The 24,759-nt window shown below is 36.7% G+C and carries 29 protein-coding genes; 24 read left to right on the top strand and 5 right to left on the bottom strand.

The annotated features are described in order from the left end of the window. Position 1: 1 nt before the first annotated feature. From HNQ35_RS07040 to HNQ35_RS06985, 12 genes are all read left to right on the top strand, one after another. Positions 2–847 (top strand): 4Fe-4S dicluster domain-containing protein, encoded by an 846-nt coding sequence (locus HNQ35_RS07040; RefSeq protein WP_146936720.1) that lies wholly within the window; start codon positions 2–4, stop codon positions 845–847. After that, positions 840–1,508, top strand: a complete 669-nt coding sequence (locus HNQ35_RS07035; protein ID WP_170226636.1) for a formate dehydrogenase subunit gamma — start codon at positions 840–842, stop codon at positions 1,506–1,508. The genes HNQ35_RS07040 and HNQ35_RS07035 overlap by 8 nt, the downstream gene beginning before the upstream one ends. A gap of 41 nt (positions 1,509–1,549) precedes the next feature. Then, positions 1,550–1,753: a twin-arginine translocase TatA/TatE family subunit gene (gene tatA / locus HNQ35_RS07030; RefSeq protein ID WP_146936716.1), complete on the top strand. Its 204-nt coding sequence runs from the start codon at positions 1,550–1,552 to the stop codon at positions 1,751–1,753. Between the two features lie 234 nt (positions 1,754–1,987). Next, positions 1,988–2,833 carry a formate dehydrogenase accessory sulfurtransferase FdhD gene (gene fdhD / locus HNQ35_RS07025; protein WP_146936714.1) on the top strand — a complete coding sequence of 282 codons (846 nt, stop codon included), beginning with the start codon at positions 1,988–1,990 and terminating at the stop codon, positions 2,831–2,833. A 518-nt stretch (positions 2,834–3,351) separates the two neighbouring features. Further along, positions 3,352–4,863 carry a malate:quinone oxidoreductase gene (locus HNQ35_RS07020; protein WP_146936712.1) on the top strand — a complete coding sequence of 504 codons (1,512 nt, stop codon included), beginning with the start codon at positions 3,352–3,354 and terminating at the stop codon, positions 4,861–4,863. A gap of 167 nt (positions 4,864–5,030) precedes the next feature. Further along, positions 5,031–6,842, top strand: a complete 1,812-nt coding sequence (locus HNQ35_RS07015) for a PDDEXK-like family protein (protein ID WP_146936710.1) — start codon at positions 5,031–5,033, stop codon at positions 6,840–6,842. A 281-nt stretch (positions 6,843–7,123) separates the two neighbouring features. Continuing rightward, entirely contained in the window at positions 7,124–8,125 is a 1,002-nt protein-coding gene (locus HNQ35_RS07010; protein WP_281284181.1) for an ABC transporter ATP-binding protein, read from the top strand. Then, positions 8,122–9,141, top strand: coding sequence for an ABC transporter ATP-binding protein (locus HNQ35_RS07005; protein ID WP_146936708.1), 1,020 nt, complete (start codon positions 8,122–8,124; stop codon positions 9,139–9,141). Before HNQ35_RS07010 ends, HNQ35_RS07005 begins: the two co-directional genes overlap by 4 nt. Positions 9,142–9,171: 30 nt before the next feature. Further along, positions 9,172–10,782, top strand: a complete 1,611-nt coding sequence (locus HNQ35_RS07000; RefSeq protein WP_307724220.1) for an ABC transporter substrate-binding protein — start codon at positions 9,172–9,174, stop codon at positions 10,780–10,782. A 109-nt stretch (positions 10,783–10,891) separates the two neighbouring features. Then, positions 10,892–11,896, top strand: a complete 1,005-nt coding sequence (locus tag HNQ35_RS06995) for an ABC transporter permease (protein WP_146936704.1) — start codon at positions 10,892–10,894, stop codon at positions 11,894–11,896. Positions 11,897–11,996: 100 nt separating this feature from the next. Beyond that, positions 11,997–12,830 carry a nickel transporter permease gene (nikC, locus tag HNQ35_RS06990; RefSeq protein WP_146936758.1) on the top strand — a complete coding sequence of 278 codons (834 nt, stop codon included), beginning with the start codon at positions 11,997–11,999 and terminating at the stop codon, positions 12,828–12,830. A gap of 241 nt (positions 12,831–13,071) precedes the next feature. Next, on the top strand, positions 13,072–13,941 hold the full coding sequence (locus tag HNQ35_RS06985; RefSeq protein ID WP_146936703.1) for a transposase family protein: 870 nt from the start codon (positions 13,072–13,074) through the stop codon (positions 13,939–13,941). Positions 13,942–13,965: 24 nt separating this feature from the next. Here HNQ35_RS06985 and HNQ35_RS06980 read toward each other — a convergent pair whose 3' ends face one another. After that, a complete protein-coding gene (locus HNQ35_RS06980) occupies positions 13,966–14,340 on the bottom strand; it encodes a hypothetical protein (protein ID WP_146936701.1) in 375 nt (124 codons plus the stop codon). A 393-nt stretch (positions 14,341–14,733) separates the two neighbouring features. Between HNQ35_RS06980 and HNQ35_RS06975 the strand changes: the two genes are divergently transcribed. From HNQ35_RS06975 to HNQ35_RS06945, 7 genes are all read left to right on the top strand, one after another. Beyond that, complete coding sequence (locus HNQ35_RS06975; RefSeq protein WP_146936699.1) at positions 14,734–15,162, top strand: DUF6612 family protein; 429 nt, start codon at positions 14,734–14,736, stop codon at positions 15,160–15,162. Further along, positions 15,104–15,583, top strand: coding sequence for a DUF6612 family protein (locus tag HNQ35_RS06970; RefSeq protein WP_146936697.1), 480 nt, complete (start codon positions 15,104–15,106; stop codon positions 15,581–15,583). The genes HNQ35_RS06975 and HNQ35_RS06970 overlap by 59 nt, the downstream gene beginning before the upstream one ends. Next, a complete protein-coding gene (locus HNQ35_RS06965) occupies positions 15,583–16,200 on the top strand; it encodes a thermonuclease family protein (RefSeq protein ID WP_146936695.1) in 618 nt (205 codons plus the stop codon). Before HNQ35_RS06970 ends, HNQ35_RS06965 begins: the two co-directional genes overlap by 1 nt. After that, entirely contained in the window at positions 16,197–16,622 is a 426-nt protein-coding gene (locus HNQ35_RS06960; protein WP_120118572.1) for a DUF5348 domain-containing protein, read from the top strand. Before HNQ35_RS06965 ends, HNQ35_RS06960 begins: the two co-directional genes overlap by 4 nt. Before the next feature lie 65 nt (positions 16,623–16,687). Continuing rightward, positions 16,688–17,059: a hypothetical protein gene (locus HNQ35_RS06955; RefSeq protein ID WP_146936693.1), complete on the top strand. Its 372-nt coding sequence runs from the start codon at positions 16,688–16,690 to the stop codon at positions 17,057–17,059. A 170-nt stretch (positions 17,060–17,229) separates the two neighbouring features. Next, the gene (locus HNQ35_RS06950) at positions 17,230–18,546 is read left to right on the top strand and encodes an S-layer homology domain-containing protein (protein WP_146936691.1); all 1,317 of its coding nucleotides are present in this window, start codon (positions 17,230–17,232) and stop codon (positions 18,544–18,546) included. A 211-nt stretch (positions 18,547–18,757) separates the two neighbouring features. Then, positions 18,758–19,549 carry a phospholipase A2 family protein gene (locus tag HNQ35_RS06945; RefSeq protein ID WP_146936689.1) on the top strand — a complete coding sequence of 264 codons (792 nt, stop codon included), beginning with the start codon at positions 18,758–18,760 and terminating at the stop codon, positions 19,547–19,549. 60 nt (positions 19,550–19,609) lie between these two features. Here HNQ35_RS06945 and HNQ35_RS06940 read toward each other — a convergent pair whose 3' ends face one another. The 4 genes from HNQ35_RS06940 to HNQ35_RS06925 are packed head-to-tail and all read right to left on the bottom strand — an operon-like array spanning position 19,610 to position 21,713. Further along, positions 19,610–19,921: a hypothetical protein gene (locus tag HNQ35_RS06940; RefSeq protein WP_146936687.1), complete on the bottom strand. Its 312-nt coding sequence runs from the start codon at positions 19,919–19,921 to the stop codon at positions 19,610–19,612. 13 nt (positions 19,922–19,934) lie between these two features. Beyond that, on the bottom strand, positions 19,935–20,216 hold the full coding sequence (locus tag HNQ35_RS06935) for a hypothetical protein (RefSeq protein ID WP_120117189.1): 282 nt from the start codon (positions 20,214–20,216) through the stop codon (positions 19,935–19,937). Then, positions 20,189–21,223, bottom strand: a complete 1,035-nt coding sequence (locus HNQ35_RS06930) for an anti sigma factor C-terminal domain-containing protein (RefSeq protein ID WP_146936686.1) — start codon at positions 21,221–21,223, stop codon at positions 20,189–20,191. The genes HNQ35_RS06935 and HNQ35_RS06930 overlap by 28 nt, the downstream gene beginning before the upstream one ends. Continuing rightward, positions 21,213–21,713, bottom strand: coding sequence for an RNA polymerase sigma factor (locus HNQ35_RS06925; RefSeq protein WP_146936684.1), 501 nt, complete (start codon positions 21,711–21,713; stop codon positions 21,213–21,215). Before HNQ35_RS06925 ends, HNQ35_RS06930 begins: the two co-directional genes overlap by 11 nt. Positions 21,714–22,277: 564 nt before the next feature. Between HNQ35_RS06925 and HNQ35_RS06920 the strand changes: the two genes are divergently transcribed. The 5 genes from HNQ35_RS06920 to HNQ35_RS06900 all read left to right on the top strand — a co-directional run bounded on the left by HNQ35_RS06920 (position 22,278) and on the right by HNQ35_RS06900 (position 24,671). Further along, on the top strand, positions 22,278–23,219 hold the full coding sequence (locus HNQ35_RS06920; protein ID WP_146936682.1) for an HD domain-containing protein: 942 nt from the start codon (positions 22,278–22,280) through the stop codon (positions 23,217–23,219). A gap of 50 nt (positions 23,220–23,269) precedes the next feature. After that, positions 23,270–23,599, top strand: coding sequence for a hypothetical protein (locus HNQ35_RS06915; protein ID WP_246118061.1), 330 nt, complete (start codon positions 23,270–23,272; stop codon positions 23,597–23,599). Positions 23,600–23,817: 218 nt separating this feature from the next. Then, positions 23,818–24,009, top strand: coding sequence for a hypothetical protein (locus HNQ35_RS06910; protein WP_146936680.1), 192 nt, complete (start codon positions 23,818–23,820; stop codon positions 24,007–24,009). A gap of 138 nt (positions 24,010–24,147) precedes the next feature. Next, positions 24,148–24,318, top strand: a complete 171-nt coding sequence (locus HNQ35_RS06905) for a hypothetical protein (RefSeq protein ID WP_170226634.1) — start codon at positions 24,148–24,150, stop codon at positions 24,316–24,318. 149 nt (positions 24,319–24,467) lie between these two features. Then, positions 24,468–24,671 (top strand): hypothetical protein, encoded by a 204-nt coding sequence (locus HNQ35_RS06900; RefSeq protein ID WP_146936678.1) that lies wholly within the window; start codon positions 24,468–24,470, stop codon positions 24,669–24,671. Positions 24,672–24,759: the final 88 nt, after the last annotated feature.

Raw genomic sequence — 24,759 nt, 5'->3', positions numbered from 1 at the left:
AATGGCTAAAAAACGTGATAAAGTCATATTAGTAGATACAACTCTTTGTACAGGTTGTAAAGCTTGTCAAATCGCTTGTAAGGAATGGCATAACTTACCAGCAACAGAGTTTGAACATGTTCCTGGAACATATCAAAACCCAGCCGATCGCAATGCAAATACGCTTATGCTTATGAAGTTTATTGAGCAATATGATAAATCAACGGATACAATGGATTGGATTTTCTGGAAGGATCAATGTATGCATTGTACTGATGCTCCTTGTGTTGAGGTTTGTCCATCAGAAGCATTATTTACTCATGAAGATGGTTTTGTTGGATTTAACCAAGAGTCATGTATCGGTTGTACGTATTGTTCAAAGGTATGTCCATTCGATATACCACGCTTTGAAACAGATACATTAACAGGTAGTAAATATATGAATAAGTGTGATTTCTGTCAAGATAGGGTAACGAATGGAGAAGTACCAGCATGCGTTCGGACTTGTCCGACAAACTGTTTAGAATTTGACACGTGGCAAAATGCTGTTGATAAAGCGTATAAACGTGTTGAAGAAATAAAAGATCAATACCCAAATGCGAATGTATATGGAGATACAGAAATGGGTGGTTTACATTATATATATGTTTTAACTGATAAGCCTGAGACTTATGGCTTACCAGTTGAGCCGAAAACAGACGATTTAGTTAGCTTTCGTCGCGATGTTGTAAAACCAGCTACAAAATTATTAATGGGTGCAACTGCCGCCGGATTATTAACAAACTTCATCGTTGCTTCAGCAAATTACGGAAAAGAAGAACAAGAAACCAATGACGATACGGCTAATGGAGATGATAAAAATGAGTAAGCGAAAGAAAACATTAGTCAAACGCTATGACCTTCCAGATATGATTATGCACTGGACAGTTGCCGTTGGCTTTGTCCTCGCTTTACTGACAGGGTATGCAGTCTTTTTTGAAGGTACATCAGCTCTATTAGTGAATGAAATAGGTGTCTTTATTAGATTACTTCATCGTATTGGCGGTGTACTATTTGTTGTGGCACCAGTTCTTTACTTTATCTTTTCCAAAAAGCGTTTCGGCTTTTTAAGGGCGTTTAAATGGAGTAAAAGTGATCTCGGTTGGTTACTCGCTGCACCGAAACATTACTTTGTCGGGGGAGATAGCATGCCCCCGCAAGAAAAATATAATACAGGTCAAAAGATGTTCTACTTGTTCGCGGTTGTATTTGGCTTTTTATTAGCGATAAGTGGTTTTATCCTTTGGTTTAACTGGTTTTCAGCAACAGCTCAACTCATCTTTCTCTTTATTCATGATGTGTCAGCTGTCTTATTAACACTTTTCTTCTTTGTTCATGTTTATTTGGTTATTTTCCATCCAGCTGATCGTATGTCTTTCAACGCCATGGCGACAGGTTATATGGATAGAGAATATGCAAAAAATAGTCATGAACTATGGTATAACGAAGTAAAGGCACAAGAAGTAAAGAAAATGGAGAAAAATGCTTAACAAACTATAAAGTAAACTTATGAAGAAGGGAAGAGAGTTTTATGGCTAATATCGGCGTTCCTGGTTTGATTCTAATCCTTGTTTTGGCTTTAATTATTTTCGGTCCGAATAAATTACCTGAACTTGGTAAAGCAGTCGGAGACACATTAAGAGTGTTTAAACAGTCAGCAAATGGTGCTATGGACGACGAGGAAAAAACAGCGGCTGAAAAAAGCAATGAGCAAGAAACGACAACTGCTTCATAATGTGTTGACTTAAATATTTCATATGGCGCATCTGTTGTTCATTCGATGTTTGAACTATAAAGGAAGACACTTAGAACATAATCGTTCTAGTGTCTTTCTTTTCCAAGTAAATTCATCTTTAACATTGTGAAAACATTAGAAAACAAAGTGCTATAATATGCTATAGTTGAGAAATTAAAACATTGGAGAAATGTTGATAAATGAAGAAACGTATAAACAAGAAGGTGAAAAAGGATGATTGAAACAGCTCGTAAAGGATGGGAAATTGTCCGTTTTGAAGGAGATAAGCCATCGGTAAGGGAAGAAATCGTTACTGCTGAATTCCCTTTAACAGTTATGTTGAATGGTAAAGAATTTGCAACGATGGTTTGCTCACCAACGGACATTGAGGACTTGGTTGTCGGCTTTTTGGCGTCTGAAGGCGTGATTCGTTTCTATGATGAGATCGCCTCTCTCTCAATTGATGATCGCCAAGGTTTTGCTTACGTGGAGGTAAAAAATCCACCAGACATGATCCAAAACAATCATTCAAAGCGGTTTATTGGTTCCTGTTGTGGGAAAAGTCGCCAATTTTACTTTCAAAGTGATGTAAAGACTGCTAAAACAGTTACAAGTAAACAAACGATAACCGTTCATCAATGTTATGCATTAATGGATCAATTGCAGCAGAAGTCCGTGCAATTTAAAGAAACAGGTGGCGTACATAATGCGGCGGTTAGTACTGTTGATGATATTTTAACGATGCGAACAGATATCGGCAGGCATAATGCCCTTGACAAAGTTTATGGAGATATTTTAAGACAACGTATGCCTTTAAAAGATAAAGTCATTATTTTTAGTGGAAGAATCTCGTCTGAAGTCCTTTTAAAAGTATCGAAAATGGGTATAGGAATTCTTATTTCCAAATCCGCTCCGACAGATCTCGCTCTTCAATTGGCAGATGATTTAGGAATTACTGCTATCGGGTTTGTCCGTCATCATAAAATGAATATATATACCCATCAGGAACGAGTTGTTGAAGTGAATGAATCAAATCTTTATACATCCGAATCCACCACATGTAAATCATGGAATAATTAGCACTAAAAGACCGGAAGGGGCAGAATTTAATCTGTCCCTTCCATTATATATTTCTCTCAAGGCTTCTCTTTCCTTTTGATTTAAGTACATTGCAAGTGGCACTATTTTTTCTTCAAACGACCTTTCTCTTCACCGTTTTTTAATTTGAACGTTTAAGAGAAGTTAAGAAAAGACGAAGTATGATAACCTAGATAAAGGTGCACAAAATGATTATGATGAATGTATAGAAAAAAGACGGCTTAAATCATGAAGAACGTTATATTTCTTAGTTCTAACGCCAAACGTAGTAAGTCATAGATTGTTTTAAATTACGCCGTTCTTAATCAAAATTTCCGTCCTATCAGATTTTTCTCCCATGCTTAGCTTTTCCCGAAATAAATAACCAACAATAAAATCCTATGTATTTTAATCTTTTAACAATAATGATACAATATAATTAGGTTACAGGTATACCAAAAAAGGTGTTACTGTCATTGGCATCTTTTTTGCAAAACTTAGAGTAAGAAGGACGGTAAAAAATGAGTAACAGACAAACTTCAACAGACGTTATCTTAATTGGTGCAGGCATTATGAGTGCAACTTTAGGTACACTCTTAAAGGAGCTAGTACCAGATTGGCGAGTAACAGTATTTGAAAAGCTTGATAGTGCAGGAAAAGAGAGCTCTAATGAGTGGAATAACGCGGGAACAGGACATTCTGCATTGTGTGAATTAAATTACACAGTAGAAAAGCCTGACGGTTCACTCGATATTAGTAAAGCAATTAGAGTCAATGAGCAGTTTCAAGTTTCGAAGCAGTTCTGGTCTTATCTTGTAGAAAACAATTTAATTTCTAACCCAGAAGATTTTATTATGCCGATACCTCATATGAGCTTTGTAGAAGGCGAAGATAATGTATCATTTTTAAGAAAGCGTTATGAAACATTGACAGAAAATCCATTATTTCAAGGAATGCAATTCTCTGATGACCCTGAAACATTAAAAGAATGGGTTCCATTAATGATGGAAAATCGTACAATTAACGAACCAATTGCAGCGACTAAGATTGACACAGGAACCGACGTTAATTTTGGTGCATTAACACGCATATTGTTTGAACATTTACAACAAAGTGATGTTGAAGTCAATTACAGACATGTTGTAAAAGATATTAAACGAACGGATGATGGGACATGGGAAGTAAAAGTGCACGATATCGCTAATGATATTCTTGAATATCATACAGCTAAATTCGTATTTATCGGTGCTGGTGGTGGAAGTTTACCATTACTACAAAAAACAGGTATTCCTGAGTCAAAACATATCGGCGGTTTCCCAGTAAGTGGTTTATTTATGGTATGTAATAATGAAGATGTCATTGAACAACATCATGGTAAGGTATACGGTAAAGCTAAAGTAGGGGCACCTCCAATGTCTGTCCCACACTTAGATACGAGATATATTGATAACAAGAAGTCATTATTGTTTGGTCCGTTCGCTGGTTTTACACCGAAGTTTTTAAAAACTGGATCAAATCTTGACCTAATCGGTTCTGTTAAGCCGAATAATGTGTTAACTATGTTAGCAGCAGGCGTCAAAGAAATGAAGTTAACGAAATATCTCATCGAACAGCTCATGTTATCGAATGATGAACGTGTTGAACAATTACGTGAATTTATTCCAGATGCTAAAGCAGAAGATTGGGATGTTGTTGTTGCGGGACAGCGCGTACAAGTTATTAAAGATACAGAAGCTGGTGGCAAAGGAACGCTTCAATTTGGTACCGAAGTTGTTAGCTCTGCTGATGGTTCGATTGCTGCCTTATTAGGTGCATCACCAGGGGCTTCTACTGCTGTTCATGTTATGTTAGAAGTGCTAGAGAAGGCATTCCCAGAACGTATGACAGATTGGGAACCTAAGATTAAAGAAATGATTCCATCTTACGGTAAATCATTAACAGAGAATCCAGAGTTATTTCAAGACATTCAAGAATCAACTGCAAAAGTACTCGGATTAAATAGCGAAACACCTGTAAAAGCAGGGATAAAATAAACGTAGATAGAAAAGTGAACTATTAGTGATTTAATAGTAGTACAAATGATGTTTACTATTTGTACTACTATTTTTCTGCCTTAAATGAACGTGAATACATATAGTTTGTTACTGATTTATAAGATATGTATCGGTCATTAATAATGAAATTGTAGAGGTGAACATAGATGGAAATGCGAGATTTAATAGAGTTAGAAAATGATATTGTATTTCAACAACTCAATCAGGAAGTAAATTCATTTAATACATTAAAAGTATTAAGATTAGAAAACTATGAAATTCGCCATTCTAATCTTCTAGCATGGTTATTAGATCCGATGGAAAACCATCAATTGTATGACTATTTTTTACGAAAAACAATCGAACATCTTATTTTAATAGATGAAAACAGTGATAATTTACAATATGAAGAAATAGGTGAAATTCTTAATCACTCATTAATGAATAGCTACGTATATCGTGAGGTAAAAACAGATAATAACCGATTTATTGACTTACTTATTGTAAGCAAACAGTCGAAGCTTGTTATTCTGATAGAGAATAAGTTTTATTCAACCGAATCAGAAAATCAGCTAGATGATTATTTACATTTTGTTCAGCACATATTTAATGATTTTACGATTATTCCTATTTATTTAACATTGAATGGAGAGAAACCTTCTAATCACCAATACTTTATTTTGACGTATGAGAGAATACAATCGATCTTACAGACCATTCTCACAGTACATAAGAATCAATTGAGTGAAGATGTTTATAACTTGATAGAGGATTACAACATTATATTAAAAGAAAAATATAATCCAAATCAAGATCAAATATTACAAGCCATTGATATATATCGTCAACATAAATCAACCATTGATTCATTATTTGAAGAGACGGCTATCGTTAGTAAAGAACTGCAATTAAAAACAGAGTATAAACATCATTTTGTTAAAAAGTATAAACATACAATTGAATATATTTTTAAACATGGTCAAAACATTTTAGCGTATAGTTTTGAGCAGTTTATTCAACAACAATTTGATGCAGAAATTCTTTATCGTCCACATCCAACTGTGCCACATTTATTACCACCTGAATGGCATGGAGTTAGTCGCTTTCACGTACGAGAACCTAATTATTGGTTAGGAACAGGACTCATTGTTTGGTTCGAACAAACAAAAGATCGTCGTTTACGTCTTATTGCTGAAATAGGACCTATAAAATACGTTAATCGCCTTTCACTTCTTGAACAACTAGAAAACATCGGCTTGTCATTTAGTGAAAGGTCTAAATCAGAAGAATCACGTTATACGCGTTTTTACTCGAACAAGTTGGATATTAATAAATGGAATGATACTGCTGAGCTTACACAAGCAATGATTGAGTTATATAATGACCCTGAATTTACTTTATTGCGACATCAATTAGCAGACATATTAAATAGTCGAACGAAAAAATTGAGCACAATAGAAACCAACCAGATGAAAAACTTGCCAGTAAATGAAACAAATAGACAAGTGCAAACAGCGTTTAAGAAATGGATGGCCTTAAACAATATTCCTGAAGATCACTATCGTGTGTCTAAGAGAAATCTCTCTTTTAAAATTCCGTTGTTCGATCAATTTAAAGAGCAATTAGGGGAAACAAGAGAAAAGTGGTGGTGGGACAATGGACCTTTTTTATTTTGGATTAATATTAATCCAGATTTATTGTATTTTGTCCTAGAAGTCGGACCTATTGAAGCAGATAAACGCATTTCATTAATGCAAAGGATAGAAGATAAAGGTATAAAAGTTAGCAAGAAGGCACTAACATTTAAAGCTAAATATAATCGTATTTATACTAAAGCGATTTCAATAGAAGGATTAACTGAATCAGAGCTTTTAGATGTATTTGAAACTTTATATACGAACAAAGATATACAAAATATTTTAGAAAAGCTGCAAATGATTTATAAAGACATATTAGTCCAGGATAATGACGGGATGTAGTAAACACCATTATTTAAACTCCATGAATGAACATGGGGTTTTTTCTATATTTAAAAAAGGAAAAACTGAATAATCAACTAAAAAAATCTTTAATGTGGAAGTGCTTTGATATTTAATATATCAATTGTTTATCACATGCCCCTTCCTCTCTTCCATCCAAATCTTACAAAATTTATTGAAAAAAATGAGTAAAAGTCATAAAATAACGAAAACCTTGTATAATATCATTAAATTAAATTTTCGGATAGTTAATAGTTCATAGAATAATGGAATGAAAGAGGATGAAACGAATGAAAGCGGCTTTATTAGAAGTTCGACATTTACATACGCATTTTTTTACTAAATCAGGAACGGTTAAAGCCGTCGATGATGTTAGCTTTTCTGTAAAACCTGGGGAAACGTTAGGAATTGTAGGTGAATCAGGATCAGGAAAAAGCATGACGGCGATGTCAATTCTAGGATTGATCCCGTCTCCACCGGGGAAAATTGTGTCTGGAGAAATTTTATTTAAAGGTGAAGATTTATTGAAAAAGTCGGAAAAAGAAATGCGCCAAATTCGTGGGAAAGAAATTTCAATGGTATTTCAAGATCCAATGACATCACTTAATCCCGTGTTTACGATAGAAAAGCAAATGGTTGAGACGATTCGCGCCCATGAAAAAGTGAGCAAAAAACAGGCGTTTGAGCGGTCACTTGATTTACTTCATCTCGTTGGTATTCCAGATGTAAAGAAGCGGATTAAGATGTATCCCCATGAGTTTAGTGGTGGAATGAGACAACGTGTCATGATTGCCATGGCACTATCTTGTAATCCCTCTTTACTCATAGCAGATGAACCAACAACTGCACTAGATGTGACAATACAAGCGCAAATTTTAGAGTTATTTAAGAAAATGCAAGACGAATTGAATATGGCTATTATTATGATTACACACGATTTAGGTGTCGTTGCAGAAGTATGTGATGAAGTTCTTGTCATGTATGCAGGAAAAGCAGTTGAAATGACTTATACAAAACAACTGTTTGATAATGGAAAACATCCGTACACACTTGGTCTAATGCAATCGATACCTAAAATAACCCCCAATAAAGAAAAGTTAGAAGTTATTGAAGGGCTACCTCCTGATTTACGACGTTTACCAAAAGGATGTCATTTTGCACCCCGGTGTAAATATGTGATGGAACGTTGTTTAATAGAGGGGCCAGATATGACAAAAGTTAGTGAACATCATACTGTGCGATGCTTATTATATGAAAAGACGAAAAAGGCGGTAAAACAATGAACAATTTACTTGAAGTAAAAGATTTGAAAAAATACTTCCCGTTAAAAAGCGATAAATTATTCTCACGTGAAAAACCGATGCTTAAAGCTGTCGATGGTGTATCTTTCTCTGTCAAGAAAGGTGAGACACTTGGACTTGTTGGAGAGAGTGGTTGTGGTAAATCGACAACAGGACGTGTCATTTTAAAATTACTCGAGCCAACAGCAGGGGAAATTTTTTTTAAAGGAGAAAATATCACTTCATATAAAGGTGAACGTCTTCGAAAGTTGCGAAAAGAAATGCAGCTAATTTTTCAAGATCCGTATGCCTCTTTAAATCCAAGAAAAGTAATTGAAAAAACAATTGCTGAACCTATGAAGATTTTTGGTATACCTAAAGAAGAGCGTCTAAAAAAGGTAGAAGAGATGATGGAACGAGTTGGACTAAGTTCTTATCATAAACAACGTTATCCACATGAATTCAGTGGTGGACAAAGACAGCGAATTGGAATAGCTCGCTCACTCGTTTTGGAACCTGAACTTATCGTTTGTGATGAGCCAGTTTCTGCACTTGATGTATCTATTCAAGCACAAGTCATTAATTTAATGGAAGACCTTCAACGAGAATTTAATTTAACGTATATATTTATTGCCCATGATTTAAGTGTTGTCCACCATACTAGTGATCGTGTGGCAGTGATGTATTTAGGTGAGATCGTTGAAATTGGTGAAGTTCATGAACTATATACAGACCCAAAACATCCGTATACACAAGCTTTATTATCAGCGATTCCAGAAGCAAATCCTTACGCAGAAAAAGATCGTATCATCTTAAAAGGCGATTTACCGTCACCACAAAATCCACCGAGTGGATGCAAATTTCATACACGATGTCCTTTTTCTGAGGAAATTTGTCTCTTAAAAAGACCGACATTGAAACAAGTATCACGCTCAGGACAGATGGCTGCTTGTCATTTCGTTAAGGAGGTGGTGGAAAGAGAAACGAGCGGCATGCTATCAGAAAGTGCATATAAGTAGCCAAAATAATGTTTTATAGGAGGGATAGCTTTGAAAAGGAAATTATCACTTATGTTAGTTCTTATGCTAATTATAACTATCTTTGTATCCGCATGTTCAAAAGATTCAAGTACAACGGATGGTTCTCATAGTAAAGGAGGAAGCGGAGACGAAAAGACGTTAATATTTGGACGTGGAGCAGATTCAATTCAACTGGACCCTTCAAAAGTAACGGATGGAGAATCGATTTATGTTACGAATCAAATTTATGATACGCTCGTTCGTTATGAAGAAGAAAGTACAGAGGTAAGACCAGCTTTAGCTGAGGAATGGAATGTTTCTGATGATGGCTTGACATGGACGTTTAAATTACGTGAAGATGTAAAGTTCCATGATGGCAATGATTTTACTGCAGAAGATGTCGTTTATAATTTTGAACGATGGGCATCATCGAGTGAATTTATTTACTATGGTTATATGTTTGGAGCAACAGACGATAATTTAAAAGGTATTATTGAAAATGTAGAAGCAACAGATGATTATGAAGTCCAAATTACTTTATCAGAACCGAACGCACCATTTATCTATACGTTAGCGATGCCGCCGTTTGGTATTGCAAGTCCGAAGGCAGTTGAAGAATATGGTGACGATTACTTTAAAAACCCAGTCGGAACAGGTCCATTTATTTTTGAGGAGTGGGTGCCAGATGACACAATTACTTTAGTTAAGAATGATGACTATTTTGGAGAAGTGGCTAAAATTGATAAGGTCATTTTTCGTACCATTCCTGATAATGGGGCACGTTTTATGGAATTACAATCGGGAACGATTGATATGATGAACGGTTTAAACCCACAAGATATCGAAACAGCAGAAGCAGACAACAACCTGGAAATCATACGTCGTCCTTCGATGAACGTTTCGTACTTAGCTATGAATACTGATCATGATGGTCCATTATCCGAAAAGCTTGTCCGTCAAGCGATTAACCATGCCGTAGATAAAAGTGAATTAATGACGTTATTTGAAGGCATTGGAAAAGAGGCAAAAAACCCAATTCCACCATCATTATGGGGTTATAACGATGATATTGAATCGTATGATTATGATCCAGAAAAGGCAAAAGCGTTGCTCGCAGAAGCAGGCTATGCGGATGGTTTTGATGTTAAGCTGCATATTTTCTCTAATCCGAGAGATTATATGCCACAGCCAAAAGTAACTGCACAAGCAATTCAAGAGATGTTAAAAGAAGTAAATATAAACGTGGAAATTATTGAGAGTGACTGGGATTCGCATTTAGAAGCGGTTGAAAATGGGAAACACGATATGGCGTTTCTCGGTTGGACAGGTGATAATGGTGATCCAGATAACTTCTTATATGTCCTTTTAGATAAAGATAATGCTAAAAAAGGGTCAGCAGGTAACATAGCTTTTTATAAGAGTGATGAATTGCATGATTTATTGAAAGAAGCACAAATCGAAATGGATCAAGATAAGCGAACAGAATTATATTTAAAAGCGCAAGAAATTATTCATGAAGATGCGCCATGGTTACCAATTGCACATACAACACCACCACTGGCAGCTCATAAGAAAATTAAGAACTATCAACCACATCCAACAGGAAGTGAACCTTTTAACTTGTTGGATATAGAGGAATAAAAATGCTATTTTGAAGACCTTCCTTTTATATAAATTACTGGAGACTCTGTTTAATAGAGTCTCCAGTAACAGTACATATATTTAATTGTAAAATGGAGGAATCGAGACAATGCTTAAATATATTTTACGGCGTCTTGCTATGTTAATTCCCGTGTTAATCGGTGTGTCAATTATTACTTTCTCTCTCATACATCTTATACCAGGAGATCCAGCAAGAAGCATGCTTGGTGAAAAGGCTTCGGAAGCACAACTTGAATTATTACGGGAAGAACTCGGACTGAACGATTCCTACCTCGTTCAATACGGGCGATTTATAAGTAATATATTACGAGGAGATCTCGGAACATCGATTCAATCGAAAGAAAGTATCGCATACGAGTTAGCACAAAAATTACCAGCTACGATAGAATTAAGTTTATTTGCTATGATTCTTGCCATTGTTGTAGGTGTTTTGGCAGGTGTTATTTCAGCGGTAAAACAGTATTCATGGTTTGATCATTTAAGTATGACAGGTGCTTTGTTTGGTGTGTCGTTACCTATATTTTGGCTCGGTTTAATGATGATATGGCTTTTTTCTGTTCAATTTAATATTCTTCCCCCATCTGGTCGTATGACAACGGGTGTACATTTAGAAACGATCACGAATTTTTATTTAATTGATAGTTTATTAACCGGAAATTGGGAAGCATTTAAAGATGTGTTACAACATATTTTATTACCTGGTATCGCTTTAGCAACGATTCCGATGGCAATCATTGCTAGAATGACACGATCAAGTATGCTCGAAGTGATGCGACAAGACTATATTCGAACAGCTTATGCAAAAGGGTTGAAGCGTTTTATTATTATCTTCCAACATGCTTTAAAAAACGCCTTCCTACCTGTGTTAACTGTTATTGGTCTACAATTTGGTACCTTATTAGGTGGTGCTGTTTTAACAGAGACCATATTTTCATGGCCAGGTGTTGGACGTTATGTGTACTTAGCCGTATTAGGTCGTGATTATCCGATTGTGCAAAGTACGATTTTAATTATCGCGGCGATTTTTGTTTTCATTAACTTGCTTACTGATATTTTATACAAGTACTTTGACCCTCGCATTAAATATAATTAACATATGAAAGGATGTGTCCTTTGTGTCATTACAGCCTAGTCCACTTCCAGAACCACATGCAACTGATCAAAATAGTATATATGAACATCAAGGCCAATCAATGTGGAAGCGTACAATTTCTCAACTAATTAAAAGAAAGACATCATTGATTGGTTTTAGTATCATCTTATTCATTGTTGTTACTGCCCTTTTAGCACCAGTTATTGCCACGCATAACCCGACAGCACAATCGATAACAGACCGATACTTGGCTCCTTCTTCAGAGCATTATTTAGGTACGGATGAGCTCGGTCGAGATATATTTAGTCGAATTGTTTATGGGACGCGCATATCAATACAAATTGCACTTATTTCTGTTGGCATATCACTTGTTATTGGTGTCATATTGGGTTGCTTGGCTGGTTATTTTGGTCGGTGGATTGATCAAGTAATTATGCGAGTGATTGATGTTATGATGGCTTTTCCAAGCATTTTATTAGCTATAGCACTTGTAGCGGTACTCGGTCCAGGACTAAAGAACGCTATGATAGCTGTCGGAATCGTCGGCATTCCTCAGTTTGCCCGAATTGTTCGCTCAATCGTCATGTCTGTAAAAGAAACAGAGTACATTGAAGCAGCTCGGGCCATTGGAGCGAAACATGGAAGAATTTTATTTCAACATGTCTTACCGAATAGTCTTGCACCAATTATTGTTCAAGCTACATTAGGTATGGGAACTGCCATTTTGGATGCTGCTGGATTAAGTTTTTTAGGTCTTGGTGCACAGCCCCCAACTCCTGAATGGGGAGCGATGTTAAGTGATGGTCGTGCTGCCTTACAGACTGCTCCATGGGTCGTTGCTTTTCCTGGATTAGCAATCTTTCTCTTTGTACTAGGATTTAATCTATTTGGTGACGGTCTTCGTGATGCTATTGATCCACGATTAAAAGAATAGTCCATTTGTTTCATTTCGTTAGCTAAAAAAGTCAACAAAACAAAATTTTGAACATTTTATATAATTAAATAAGGCTCTACAATAAATAGTGTTGGTGAAGGAAAAAACACATTCGTTAAATGAATCATTTAACGAATGTGTCAAAATTCACTCACACTATTTTTTATCTAAAAAATAGAAAACAAGTGAGTTTCCCTGTAGAATTAAAGTCGACGAAAACCAAATTCAGGAGGGAATTCACTTGTCTATTCTTAATGATATTAAAGTTTTACTAGATATTCAAGACAAAAATATTATTTTTGAGGAAAATGGAGTATATATTAAAAACTATAAAGGATATATGTCTAAATTTGTGTCAGCTAAATTGACCTATATACCAACTCATTGTGAAAAGTGTGGAGTTAAAAATGATCATTATACCATTTATAAAAATGGTACAAAAACATCACACATTAAGCTGCCAATGTATGGATCCTATCCTACTTATTTATCTTTGAAAAAACAACGTTTCTTCTGTAAAGCATGCAATAAAACATTTATTGCACATACTTCGATCGTGGATCGACACTATTTTATTTCAAAAAACACCAAGGCAAAAATATTAATTAAATCAACTGATGCACAATCACTTACAAATATTTCTAAAGACTGTTCAGTCTCAACCACGACAGTACAACGAGTCAAGGAGAACAACGGATTTATGCCAATGACCAAACTGTCCGGTACAATCGACGATGGTGTTATTAACCTGACTCGGGATATTAGACAAGCCTTTAAGGTGCAATCAGGCGGCGCGGATTTGAATGAATTTCACTTGAATCGGGTCATGCAGGAAGAAAGATTGACATACAAAGGGAAGACACTTGATTTTGAGGATGTTATCCATTCCAGTAAAAAATCGATTGCTATGAATATCGTGGACCGGCTTAAAAATGTATGGGGAGAAGAGTCGGATTTCCTCTGGGGCAGCATCGGAAATCGCCTGCCCATTCATTGGACAGGCGTCACATACTTTAAAACATCTGCTTATTTCCCTAAACAACCTTTTCTTCGCCAATCGCGTTTTCTCCTTGAAGCCACTCTCTATCTTTTTTCTAGTCTTTGCATCTAGCATGTATATCTCCCTTCCGCATGGCTACTCTATGCCGCCGAAAGAGGAAAGAAAGGCTTGTGCACTGTTTCTGATGGCGTCTTCCGATACGACACCCTCCCGTTCCTCTCCTTCTGTTGCAGACTGACTTGGAGCAACCTTGATCCCTTTGCGTAATTCCTTTAATAGCTCTTCATGTTGCAATTGGTATGATTCTTTGAAATCAAGCAACGCTTTTTTAAGCTCATCCAGTTCTTTTTTCTCTTTCCGTTCTTCATTCATCATGCGATATGCGTATTTGAGCATATTACGAATCATTTCACTATTTTTACTGTCCGGTACATTTTCAAGCATTTGCCCGAGGTCTTCATCGTCATCCGTTAATCGAAAACTATACCGCCTTTTCCAATTCGCAGTCATCGTCGTTCACCGCCCGCTACCTTATTTCCGATGATTAAAAATGGAGTTTCCAAGTCGCAAGTACCCAATCGCATTTGCGAATTGGCTTTCTTGGATCTTAATCAGCCGTTCATCAAAAGGTTTTTGAATGAATGGTTCGAATAACTCGCCTCCACCACCTGCAAGGAAAATGGCATCGAACCAGCTGATGAAGTCCTATATTTGCTCGAACAGGGAGCGACAAAGAAATCCATTCAACATGCGCTCGGGTTTTCCAATCCGAAACAGTTGAATGGCTTTTTAAATGCAATTTATCAAAGCAAGGGATGGAAAACGGATAAGGTTATGTAAGGAAATGTAATGAAACTAATAACTTAATAAGAAAAAACAATAGACAAGGAGTTAATGGTATTAATGAAAAAGAAAACATGGTTGAAAGTTTTATCAGTTGGTGTACTTGCAGTAGGGTTGGTTGGATGCAGCAATACAGAAAATGCACCAAAGACAGATACAAAAACGGAAGATGTCGCAAAGAAAGTGAATGAGGATGCGAAAAAGATTTTTGAACAAGCTAAAACGAAATTCGAAGACGCAAAAAGTATGAAGTTTGTCATAGAGAACAAGCAGACATTTAAAATTGGCGATCAAGAAGATTCCGGTTCCATCACAAAAGAAACGGAGTTCATGAAAGATCCAGTCATGGCTCATATCATTACAAAAGCTAATATCGCCCCTCTTGGAGAATATCAAACTGAAATGTATTGGGTGGACGGATACCATTATCATGCTTTTGAAAACGAGACGACCGAGAAAAGCTGGAAAGCCAGGAAACGAGTACATTAATGAAGATTACCGTTTTGTCCAAGACATGTTCAATGCCTTCAAGGGTAATATTGATGATTTTAAAGTGAGGGAAAAAGATGGGGCCTACCATTTCGTTTTTGCTGCTGACAAGAAAGAAATAACCGAGAAATATAAGACAGTGACTAGTTGGCTCATGAATACGGAAGGTGCGGAAATTAATAAGATGGATGTGAATTTCACATTTGACAAAGACAGTAATGAATTGAAGTCCCTTCACTATATCTTTGATATGTCTGGCGTTGCACGTGAGGAAAAAGGAGATAAGGGAGATGTCCATGTGGATGCCTTGCTTACCGTAAGCGACTATGGTAAGGCGACTGTCAGCCTACCGGAAGAAGTAAAGAAAGGAGCGAAGGAGTTGCAGATAGAGAAACCTGCAACGGAAGAATCCGATAAGTAATGAAACAGTTACCAAATGCGTTGTTGTCGGCGGTCGTACTGTTCATTCTAATGGGAGTTCTTCTGCAAGGTGGAGGGGAGGAAGCCCCTTCTGAAATTATTCCGCCATCAAAAGAAAATAGTTTACAATTACGAAAATTAAAAGCTTCCATAGCTAGAATTGTGGATGGTGATACGGTCATTGTTCGTTTTTCAGAAGGAGATTTGAAAGGTAAGGAAGAACGTATTCGGCTTCTCTTGATCGATACTCCAGAAAGCGTCCATCCCTCAAAGGAACCTGAATGGTTAGGGAAGGAGTCATCAGAATATGCCAAGAAATATTTAAAGGAAGGCCGGAAGGTTACTGTCGAAATCGGGAACCCGGAGCGTGATAATTACGATCGGTTGCTTGCCTATATTTGGGTCGATGGTGTGAATTTCAATCAGCACATGATTGAGAAAGGCTATGCACGAGTAGCTTATGTTTATCCACCGAACACAAAGTATCTTGAAGAGTTTGAGAAGGCGGAGGAAAAAGCGAAAAAGAAAAGAGTTGGTATTTGGGGTGTCGCGGGATATGTGACCGAAAAAGGTTTTGACATGTCTGTCATTCAACCAAAAGGAGAGGTAGCTAAATGAGTAATCTGGGGGAAATCGTAAAACAGTATAAAAAGATTGGAAAGGAAATTGAGACTCTTTTACAAGATACTGACGAAATGTTCGACAATACGAATGCAGCAATTCTTGACATCGAGGAATACCAAAAATATCTTTTGGTTTACCAAAGTCAGTTAGCTCTTGAAAAAGCACATAACTACATGAAAGAGTTAAGTAAAACGACTTTCATAGAGGGCTATTTGGAAAAGAAAAGTAATGGTCGATATGCGATAGGGGGATATGAATTGTCAAGCGGTTCTCACCTTGATATTTGGGTAGAGGATGACGATTCACAAGCAGGTGGATATTATCTATTTACCCGCATTGAACACAAGGAGGATTATTACGCCTTCGACAAGCCAAGTCTTGAACTTGAAGGTAGAAAGGCGAGAATCCGTCGATAGCAGAACAGGCAACCTTATTCAGAAGGGTTGCTTGTTTCATTTTGACTGAATTAGGAGTGTAGAAGTTGGAATCAAAAGATAAGGAATTGGTATTCCCTCATTTAAACAAGTGGCAGTGGAAGCCAAATGTAGTAGAAGCCGTACAAGCGATGGAAAGGGAGCACGGGCCATTAAAGGTTCTTGTGCAAAAGGTGGATGTGCATACATGCAAGAACAACGGCGATATTAGCATTCACGAATTTACGGCTGAAACCATCATCAAAGGAAAGGAGGTGATCGTTTCAGATGCCTTTTCTGTGCTTTGGTTCATAGAGTGGGGCATCATCCGTCATTGGAACAGCATCAACTTGTCGGAAAAGTTTTTGAACACAAAAATTGGGAAAATATGGCTCGGGTATTTGATACAGGAATGCAAACCGCAATATCTTGTCTATTAGTCTTGTTTTCATAACTAAAGACGTTTAGTTTATGACGTTGAAAGTTCTCCTTACGATAATTGGTTGAATGCCTGTAGATGGTGCTACCATAGGTGTAAAATATCCGTTCTGCACGGGAAGCGATTGAAGAATTACGAGCAGCCGGATACCCAGAATACAACCTTCAATCCTTGATTGATAAACTTGATCAATACGAAAAGGATTTGGAGTCTGAACAACCATCTGAACCGGAGCAACTTACAGAACCTGGCAATGGCAATGATGGGGATGGAGATAGCAACGGTACGGATGAAGGGGAAAATCCAACTACACCGGAGCAACCGAATGAACCTGAACTGCCGACAAACCCACCTTCTAATGGTGATGGGGATAACGATGACGGTAAAGGTGAAGAAGGAGACGATGGCAATACCGATGGTGAAACTCCATCCGAAGGTGAAGAACCAACTGATCTAGAAGAGCCAACAGAGCCAGAGCAACCAACGACCCCACCTTCAAATGGTAATGAAAATGGCAACGGAAACAAAAATAACGGCAATGTGAACGATGGCGGGGACAGGATTCCAACGCCTGACAAACCTTCTACAGATGTGAAACCATCCGAGCCGGAAAAGGAACCGTCCACGGATAACGGACCAACTGACGAAACAGATTTGGACAAGGATGATACAACAGATGAAAGTAACATTTTCCTAACGGAAGACAAAATCGAAATTACAAGCTCTTTTGCTGTTAGCGTCAAGCCAACTAAGGATGGAACTATTGTTGTAACATTTGATGAAGTGACGAACGATAATATGGCAACAATTGCATTGCCGCTTGATGTTCTTGGTGAAGGAAAGGTCATCAAACTCAAAACAGAAAAAGGTATTGAAGCCGTGCCATATACCATCTTAGATGGAAAGATCATCTTGACGCTTCACAAGAGCGGGGAATTGATTTTCGTCGATCCGATTGTCAATATCAAGGACATTGACGGCAACCAATACAAGGACTACATCCAGAAACTTGCAGAACGAGGTATTGTTGATGGGGAACAAGATTCCTTTAAGCCGAATACCAAGTTAAATCGCTTGGAGTTCGCAACGATGGTCGGGAAATCCCTCGGCATTAACGAATCGACAACCAATCAATTCTCTGACGTTGCAGACGGATACGTGAACGCCCTTGCGGAACTTGGTGTACTACAAGGAAAGGGGGACGGCTCGTTCGATGCAGACGACTCCCTGACACGCCAACAGGCATTCACAATGATGGGTCGCTTGCTTGAATCAAAAGGATTTGAAGTAGATGCTAACCAAACCAACCTATCGAAATTCAAGGATGCTAATGCTGTTTCCGACTACGCGAAACCATACGTCGATTTGCTAATCTCATTAGACATCATTGGCGGTGACAATGGCAACATTAAAGGAAATGAAGCCATCACAAAAGGTCAAATGGCAAAAATCCTTAGCCGCACGCTTGAACGTTTAAGCCTGCTATAAGAATTACAAAAACCCGGTAAGCGAAAAAAACTGCTTGCCGGGTTTTTGTTGGTTGAATGATTAAAAAATGTGTTAAACATTCTCTTAACAAAAGTATTAATTGTTTGTACTAATTGATTTCTTTGTCCTTCTTATCTCTTTTTATAGATGAAAGGCGACATCGCGAAATAAAGTTGTTGCCTTCAAATCATATTAAAAAGGAGAGACTACAATGGGTGTATTTGAACGTGCTTTAGAAGGAAAGGACTTAGATTTATTGGTCCAAGAGTTTATGAGACGTCCTGATTTTAACAAAGCGATCAATCAGGTGAAAGAGGACAGGAGAATTAACCCGAGTAAATTTGTTGAGTCAAAGGGTTTTGAAGTAATCACGAAGGTTGATTCGGAGCAGGAAGAAGTAACAATTCAGGAACTCACTCTTTATTTAAAGTATGAGGATGATGTGCTAATCCGAATGACACAGCTCAAAGCTGAAAGTGCCGATCAAAAGGAAAGAAGTTTTTTCTCTGTTAATGTTGAAGTCAAAAAGGATGCGGACAATCAAAAAGTAATTGAAAAGTTTTCAATTGATGATGGGGAATTTACTTTTTCTGATACTTTTGAAGTCGGAGAAGTAGACACATTTGCGATTCCAACGTATCTTGAAGTTCCACACGATTCAGATGATGTTTCCATCATGGCGTCACCTGTTCCATGTTTTAATTGGGATGGGAGCGGAACATGTTGTAAATTCCGTTATAATGGATTACCGTGGAATCCACTCGTAACATATAAATGGTGTGGAGCGAATTGCGGTAATGGTTGCGGCAGCACTCCAACCCCGGTAAACGCATTGGATCGTTGCTGTAAGTCGCACGACTGCTGCTATGTGAATAACAAGTCATATCCTGCACGTTGTTCATGCGATAGAACCCTCATCAATTGTGCTCGTGGGACCGATAACGCCGGAAGCGACCGGGTAGTCGTAGCATTCCAAGCGAAAATGTTAGCTTTCAGATGTTAAAAAAAGTAGGGCATGACAATTCATGCCCTACTTTTCTTTTCTGGTTGTGAATTGATTCAATTAAGGGTTGTCATTCAACATGAAACCTATCCCCATTAGAATAGGAACTAATACGGCAAACAAAATAATAATCACTGGCAATAATATACCGATGTATTTTTTTATGCCTTCCTCTTTTTTTCTTATAGCCAAGATGCTTGTTACAACCCCCAAACCCAAAAGGACGATTGCTGATAGTAACATGATTTGTAAGCCAATCACGATCATTCCTTGAGGTTCATTTGGAGAAATCAGGTATGAAGCAACAAGAAGTAAAGAACCTGCAACACTGAACAATATAGACCAATATCCGTATGATTTATTTGAAGTCATCTTTTTCCCTCCATTATCCTACATAAAAGAATAGCGTTCCAACAACAATAATAATTGATAGTACGTTGAGTAAGATTCCGATAATCGGTGTACTATCCGTTCCCTTCTTCATGTACAACACAACGCTGCATAACAACATCGCAAGCAATCCCAAAGAAATATTCACTAAAAAATATGCAGGTTTTCCGATTAATACATTTAGATTCATGTAAAACAAATTGATGATAAGTAATCCGTAAGCGATCCAATGGATAAGACTACTTGTTTTTATTTTTCTTCCGTTTGCCAATTCCATAGTTTCTCACCTCCTATATATACATTTGAGATATTTTCATCTTGCTCTTTTATAAATGAGAGGATTTCTTGACTTGGGCCTGTGACAGATAATCCAACGATTGAAATTCCATTTTTCTTTATATAATTCAATTTTTCCTTTGCCGAATGTATCTTATTGTTTGAAATGGATCTTGCCAATTTTTCGTGTTTGCTCAAAAAGGCTAAAGAACTTTTAAATTCTTCTTCTGCCGAAGTTGCTCCTTTTTCACGGTGAAAGTTTTCTGGATAACCGATAAAACGTTCATCTTCATGTTCATTGTCATCGGTTTTAACAGCCCGCCATAGAATGTCCATATCATATTTATTTGCTAAAGTATCAACCTGATTAGACTCTTGGGGTTCATTAAAGACGATAAAGAGTTCCACGACAATCTCTTCATTTAACTTGCTTAACCTAGTTATTGCTGCTTTTTGATCTAATGGAGGATTAGCACTCATCATGGTAGGTACATTCCTCCGTTCCCTTGTTGCATGGTTTAACACAAGTGTAATGTTATCTGACGCGATGAATGTTCTTTCTTTTCCTATCCTTTTATAAAGATCAAATGAGTATTTTGCTTTTAGAAAATTTCTTGTTTTTTGAGGGTTTTCAAGTTCTACATTCGGATTTGTTATTGGGATAACTGTTTCTGTTATTTCTTGAAGCACATTCATCTTGCTGGAATCACCCCCTGCATTATAATAAACACTTGTAAATAGGTTTAGAGTCGGAAGAATGAGTAAAACACTAATTAAGGTGGATAACCCAATCCGAAGATAAGCAAATAATTGGCTGCGTTTCAAAATCCTTTTTTCAAGGTTAGGATCATATTCATTTTTAGTGACTTCTATCTTCATCTCTGTTTCGAGAAAGTTTTGATATTCGTCGAGTTTTTCTAATTCGTTTTCAAACTGTTCTTCCTCTTCTGGTGTCAAACTTCCTTGTTGATATTGTTCGAGTTTTCTTTTGAATTCATCACTCTTCAAGCGGCTCACCCTTTCTTTCTAAAGAACGTTTCAGGCTTTTCTTAGCACGGAATAATATACTTTTGAAATTTGATTCAGTAACATTCATTTCTGTAGCTGCTTCTTTGTAATTTAACTCTTTCAGGTAAAAACAGATAATTGCATCCCTATAATTTTCTTTCAGATTCATAATTTCTTCATAAAGTTGTTGAAGATTTTCTTTCTGAAATAAAGCATCTTCTGGGGATATATTTGTATCGGGTATTGTCGAATAATCATAATCTATATCTGCGATATTTTTGTTTTTCCTTATATGGTCGTAATAGATGTTGCGCGATACTGTAAAAAGCCATGCTTTGTTCGGTTGGTTATGAAAACTGTCTAAATTTAAATAAGCACGTATAAATGTTTCTTGAACAATATCTTCGGTTAATGCGCTGTTTTTCGTTAAGGATAGAACGAAATGGTAAACATCTTTAAAATATTGGGCATATAAATCTTCAATATTCATTCAAGAAACATCCTTTCACTTAACTAACGTATCAACAAAGGATTTGTTGCACTTAATAAACAAAAATTAAAAAACCCCAAATATTGTTCACTGTTGGAACGCTAAATATCAGAGGATTGTTTGTGCTTATTAAGTTTGCCTCTGTATTGAAGCATATCTAAATAATTTCCCGTTAAAGTCAAATGTTAGCATATTGCGTTTGGACCTACAATGAATCGTAAGGCAATTTTAAAAAGTAAAATTAATATTCACCTATTTTTAATGTTGTAATTTTTAAGGGGAAATGTTACACTTTACGTATAATAATTATTTTAAAGCTACACATTATGTAGATGTCGTCAAACCTTTTCTTCTAAAGGAGATTCGACGCAAATTAATTGCCTTTGAATTCTTCTATGAAGAAAAGTTAGGCAGGCTGCAATTAGTCAGAATTGCTTTCTAGCATGTATTTAAGATTGATAGCTTCACAACTTAGTTGTGTCAATATATATAAAGTCGATGGTTACGCTATTGCGTGCTGTCGGCTTTTTTGTGTTTAAAAACATTATTAAAGGAGAGGTTTTGATGAAGAAAGGCATTGCTAATTATGGAGTAGGAGAGAATTTTCAAGGGTTTCTATTGGTGAAAAAAGTTCAAAAGGGGATTGCTCGGAATAACAACGGATTCCTAACACTCACTCTTGGCGACAAATCCGGTGACATTGAATCCAAAGTTTGGGATAACGTAGAACAGGCATTAGCCTATTATTCAGTCGAGAGCATAGTTGAGGTGCAAGGGGTTATTACAGAGTTTCAAGGTAAAAAGCAACTTAACTCTAACTTCATGAGAGCTGTGACGGAAGATGAACATGTAACGGTTGCAGACCTTTTACAGTCAGCCCCCGTTTCAGGTAATGATTTATTGGAGAAAGTCTATGAAGTTATTAATCATGACATTCATAATGACAAAATTAAGGCCATTACAAAAGCAGTTATTCAAAACTTCGAAGAGGATTTTAAAGTTTATCCTGCTGCCTCCAAAAATCATCACGCTTATGTATCTGGACTTGCTTATCATACGGTGGGTATGTTGCGGATAGCGGAAAGCTTTTGTGCTCTATACCCGGAACTAAACAAAGACCTTTTGTTTGCAGGCGTGATTCTTCATGATATTGGAAAGATCAGAGAGTATGAAGGGATTGTTAATACCGAGTATTCCTTTGAAGGCAAGCTGCTTGGTCATATTTCAATGATAAATGAAGAAATCGGAATGACAGCAAAATCACTTGGTATTGAAGGTGAAGAAGTTACTTTGCTAAAGCACCTTGTATTAAGTCATCATGGCAAATTAGAGTGGGGAAGTCCTGTACAACCTATCATCATGGAAGCAGAAATACTTCATTTGATTGACATGGTAGATGCAAAGATGGATACGTTGCGAACAGCATTGCGTGATGTACCAGCAGGTGAATTTACTGAACGTTTATTCTCTATGGGCAATCGTTCGTTTTATAAACCCTTGATTTAAAATTTGTTTTGGATTTGACACATAAAACGCATTAAGAGAGGAGAATGAAAATGCCAAATTGGGCAGAGGGTGTTCTAAAAGTTAGAGGAACAAAACAAGACATTAGAAAGTTTTTGATTGAAGGATTAGAAGCACTACCAAGTATGAGTGGAGAAATGGCACGAATGATGGGAAAGGAAGTTGAAATTCCAAACGTAAAAATTGAAGAGGATGAATGGGACTTCAATATGTATTCACCTTATGGTTTTTACGTTAAGGGAACAAGACGAGCTTTTATTGAAGGTCATATCCAGTGGTACTTTAACGATAGTCATTTAGAGGTACTTACTATTAATTCATTTAAACAAGCTTGGGGCGTTGATGCTATTGAATTTGCTTAAATATCCAAGAGGTATAATATCGATATAAAAATTTATGTTTTTGAGCGTGGTATGGAATTTAATCAAGATATTGAAATTAATAAAGGTGAGATTATCAAAGATGAAGAGATTAAATTTGATGATTATGAATGGGAATGCATATATCCGAATTTAGGCGGTTAAAGCACATTCCGAATCAACTATGTATTTAACAAATTTGGTTTAAGAGGAAGTTTGTCATGCTAACTGTTACAGAAGATTTAGCAACAGCTATTGAACATGTAAAGAAAAATTGTAGGATGACGAGACTTACAAGATACCTTGATGGCGAAGGAGTACCGAAACATCCTTTAATTAAAAAAGTTCTATCGGAGCTAACAAAAGAAGAAGTGATTCAATCTATTTTCTATGGGTATAAAATCAAGGGTTAGCTAACAGTTGGAATGCTATGTGTAAAGTAATTAAAAAGTGAACGAAGGGAGTCTTTAATTCGTACGTTCACTTTTCTTAAATATGTTCTATAAACTATCGGAAGGTACGAAAGGTTTAATGTGAAGGAGTGAAATGGAATGGATTTAATTATTTATGTGGTTAGAGAAGGTTATGAAATTAAAACGTGGCTATATAATGTGCCAAAAAATGCATCTGATGAAGAAATTAAAAAATTAGCAAGAGCTGAATATAAACGTGTAGGCGTAGAGCTAAGTGAAAATGAAACTTTCAGTTGGGAAAGGTTTTAATCGAACCATACTTAACAACCAATAAAAATATAATATGATAGGTTGCGATGAAAATGAAGTTTGATTTAAAAACTCCTTGCAAGGATTGTCCTTTTATTAAAGGTAGTTCTACCAATACCACATTGGCAGAGGGGAGATTAGAAGAGATTGTGGAGGGTATCAGAGCGGATATGTCTTTCACATGTCATAAGACTTTGCATATGCCTTCTCCTGATCAACAACATTGTGCAGGTGCGATGATATTTCTTGAAAAGGAAGATCGGCCAAATCAGATGATGCGGATTGCTGAAAGAATTGGTATGTATGATCGACGTAAGCTAAATATGAATGTCGATATAGTAGATGAATATTAATAAATGAAAGGCGTTTTGCTTATATGCAGAACGCTTTTTTAATATCGAGAAATCCTGGTAATGGAAAGGAACTATTATTTTGCATTAG

The sequence above is a fragment of the Cerasibacillus quisquiliarum genome (assembly GCF_014202495.1).
GTDB lineage: Bacteria > Bacillota > Bacilli > Bacillales > Amphibacillaceae > Cerasibacillus > Cerasibacillus quisquiliarum.
This window is presented reverse-complemented; position numbering and strand designations above follow the sequence as displayed.

Bases quoted from the DNA above. Each gene is read 5' to 3' on its own strand.
- HNQ35_RS07015 (WP_146936710.1), top strand. From the start codon at position 5,031: ATGGAAATGCGAGATTTAATAGAGTTAGAAAATGATATTGTATTTCAA.
- HNQ35_RS07020 (WP_146936712.1), top strand. From the start codon at position 3,352: ATGAGTAACAGACAAACTTCAACAGACGTTATCTTAATTGGTGCAGGC.
- nikC (WP_146936758.1), top strand. From the start codon at position 11,997: ATGTGGAAGCGTACAATTTCTCAACTAATTAAAAGAAAGACATCATTG.
- fdhD (WP_146936714.1), top strand. From the start codon at position 1,988: ATGATTGAAACAGCTCGTAAAGGATGGGAAATTGTCCGTTTTGAAGGA.
- HNQ35_RS06975 (WP_146936699.1), top strand. From the start codon at position 14,734: ATGAAAAAGAAAACATGGTTGAAAGTTTTATCAGTTGGTGTACTTGCA.
- HNQ35_RS06915 (WP_246118061.1), top strand. From the start codon at position 23,270: ATGCCAAATTGGGCAGAGGGTGTTCTAAAAGTTAGAGGAACAAAACAA.
- HNQ35_RS06920 (WP_146936682.1), top strand. From the start codon at position 22,278: ATGAAGAAAGGCATTGCTAATTATGGAGTAGGAGAGAATTTTCAAGGG.
- HNQ35_RS06935 (WP_120117189.1), bottom strand. From the start codon at position 20,216: ATGGAATTGGCAAACGGAAGAAAAATAAAAACAAGTAGTCTTATCCAT.
- HNQ35_RS06905 (WP_170226634.1), top strand. From the start codon at position 24,148: ATGGATTTAATTATTTATGTGGTTAGAGAAGGTTATGAAATTAAAACG.
- HNQ35_RS06945 (WP_146936689.1), top strand. From the start codon at position 18,758: ATGGGTGTATTTGAACGTGCTTTAGAAGGAAAGGACTTAGATTTATTG.
- HNQ35_RS06980 (WP_146936701.1), bottom strand. From the start codon at position 14,340: ATGACTGCGAATTGGAAAAGGCGGTATAGTTTTCGATTAACGGATGAC.
- HNQ35_RS06940 (WP_146936687.1), bottom strand. From the start codon at position 19,921: ATGACTTCAAATAAATCATACGGATATTGGTCTATATTGTTCAGTGTT.
- tatA (WP_146936716.1), top strand. From the start codon at position 1,550: ATGGCTAATATCGGCGTTCCTGGTTTGATTCTAATCCTTGTTTTGGCT.
- HNQ35_RS06910 (WP_146936680.1), top strand. From the start codon at position 23,818: ATGCTAACTGTTACAGAAGATTTAGCAACAGCTATTGAACATGTAAAG.
- HNQ35_RS07040 (WP_146936720.1), top strand. From the start codon at position 2: ATGGCTAAAAAACGTGATAAAGTCATATTAGTAGATACAACTCTTTGT.
- HNQ35_RS07005 (WP_146936708.1), top strand. From the start codon at position 8,122: ATGAACAATTTACTTGAAGTAAAAGATTTGAAAAAATACTTCCCGTTA.
- HNQ35_RS06960 (WP_120118572.1), top strand. From the start codon at position 16,197: ATGAGTAATCTGGGGGAAATCGTAAAACAGTATAAAAAGATTGGAAAG.
- HNQ35_RS06970 (WP_146936697.1), top strand. From the start codon at position 15,104: ATGCTTTTGAAAACGAGACGACCGAGAAAAGCTGGAAAGCCAGGAAAC.
- HNQ35_RS06925 (WP_146936684.1), bottom strand. From the start codon at position 21,713: ATGAATATTGAAGATTTATATGCCCAATATTTTAAAGATGTTTACCAT.
- HNQ35_RS07010 (WP_281284181.1), top strand. From the start codon at position 7,124: ATGAAACGAATGAAAGCGGCTTTATTAGAAGTTCGACATTTACATACG.
- HNQ35_RS06965 (WP_146936695.1), top strand. From the start codon at position 15,583: ATGAAACAGTTACCAAATGCGTTGTTGTCGGCGGTCGTACTGTTCATT.
- HNQ35_RS07035 (WP_170226636.1), top strand. From the start codon at position 840: ATGAGTAAGCGAAAGAAAACATTAGTCAAACGCTATGACCTTCCAGAT.
- HNQ35_RS06995 (WP_146936704.1), top strand. From the start codon at position 10,892: ATGCTTAAATATATTTTACGGCGTCTTGCTATGTTAATTCCCGTGTTA.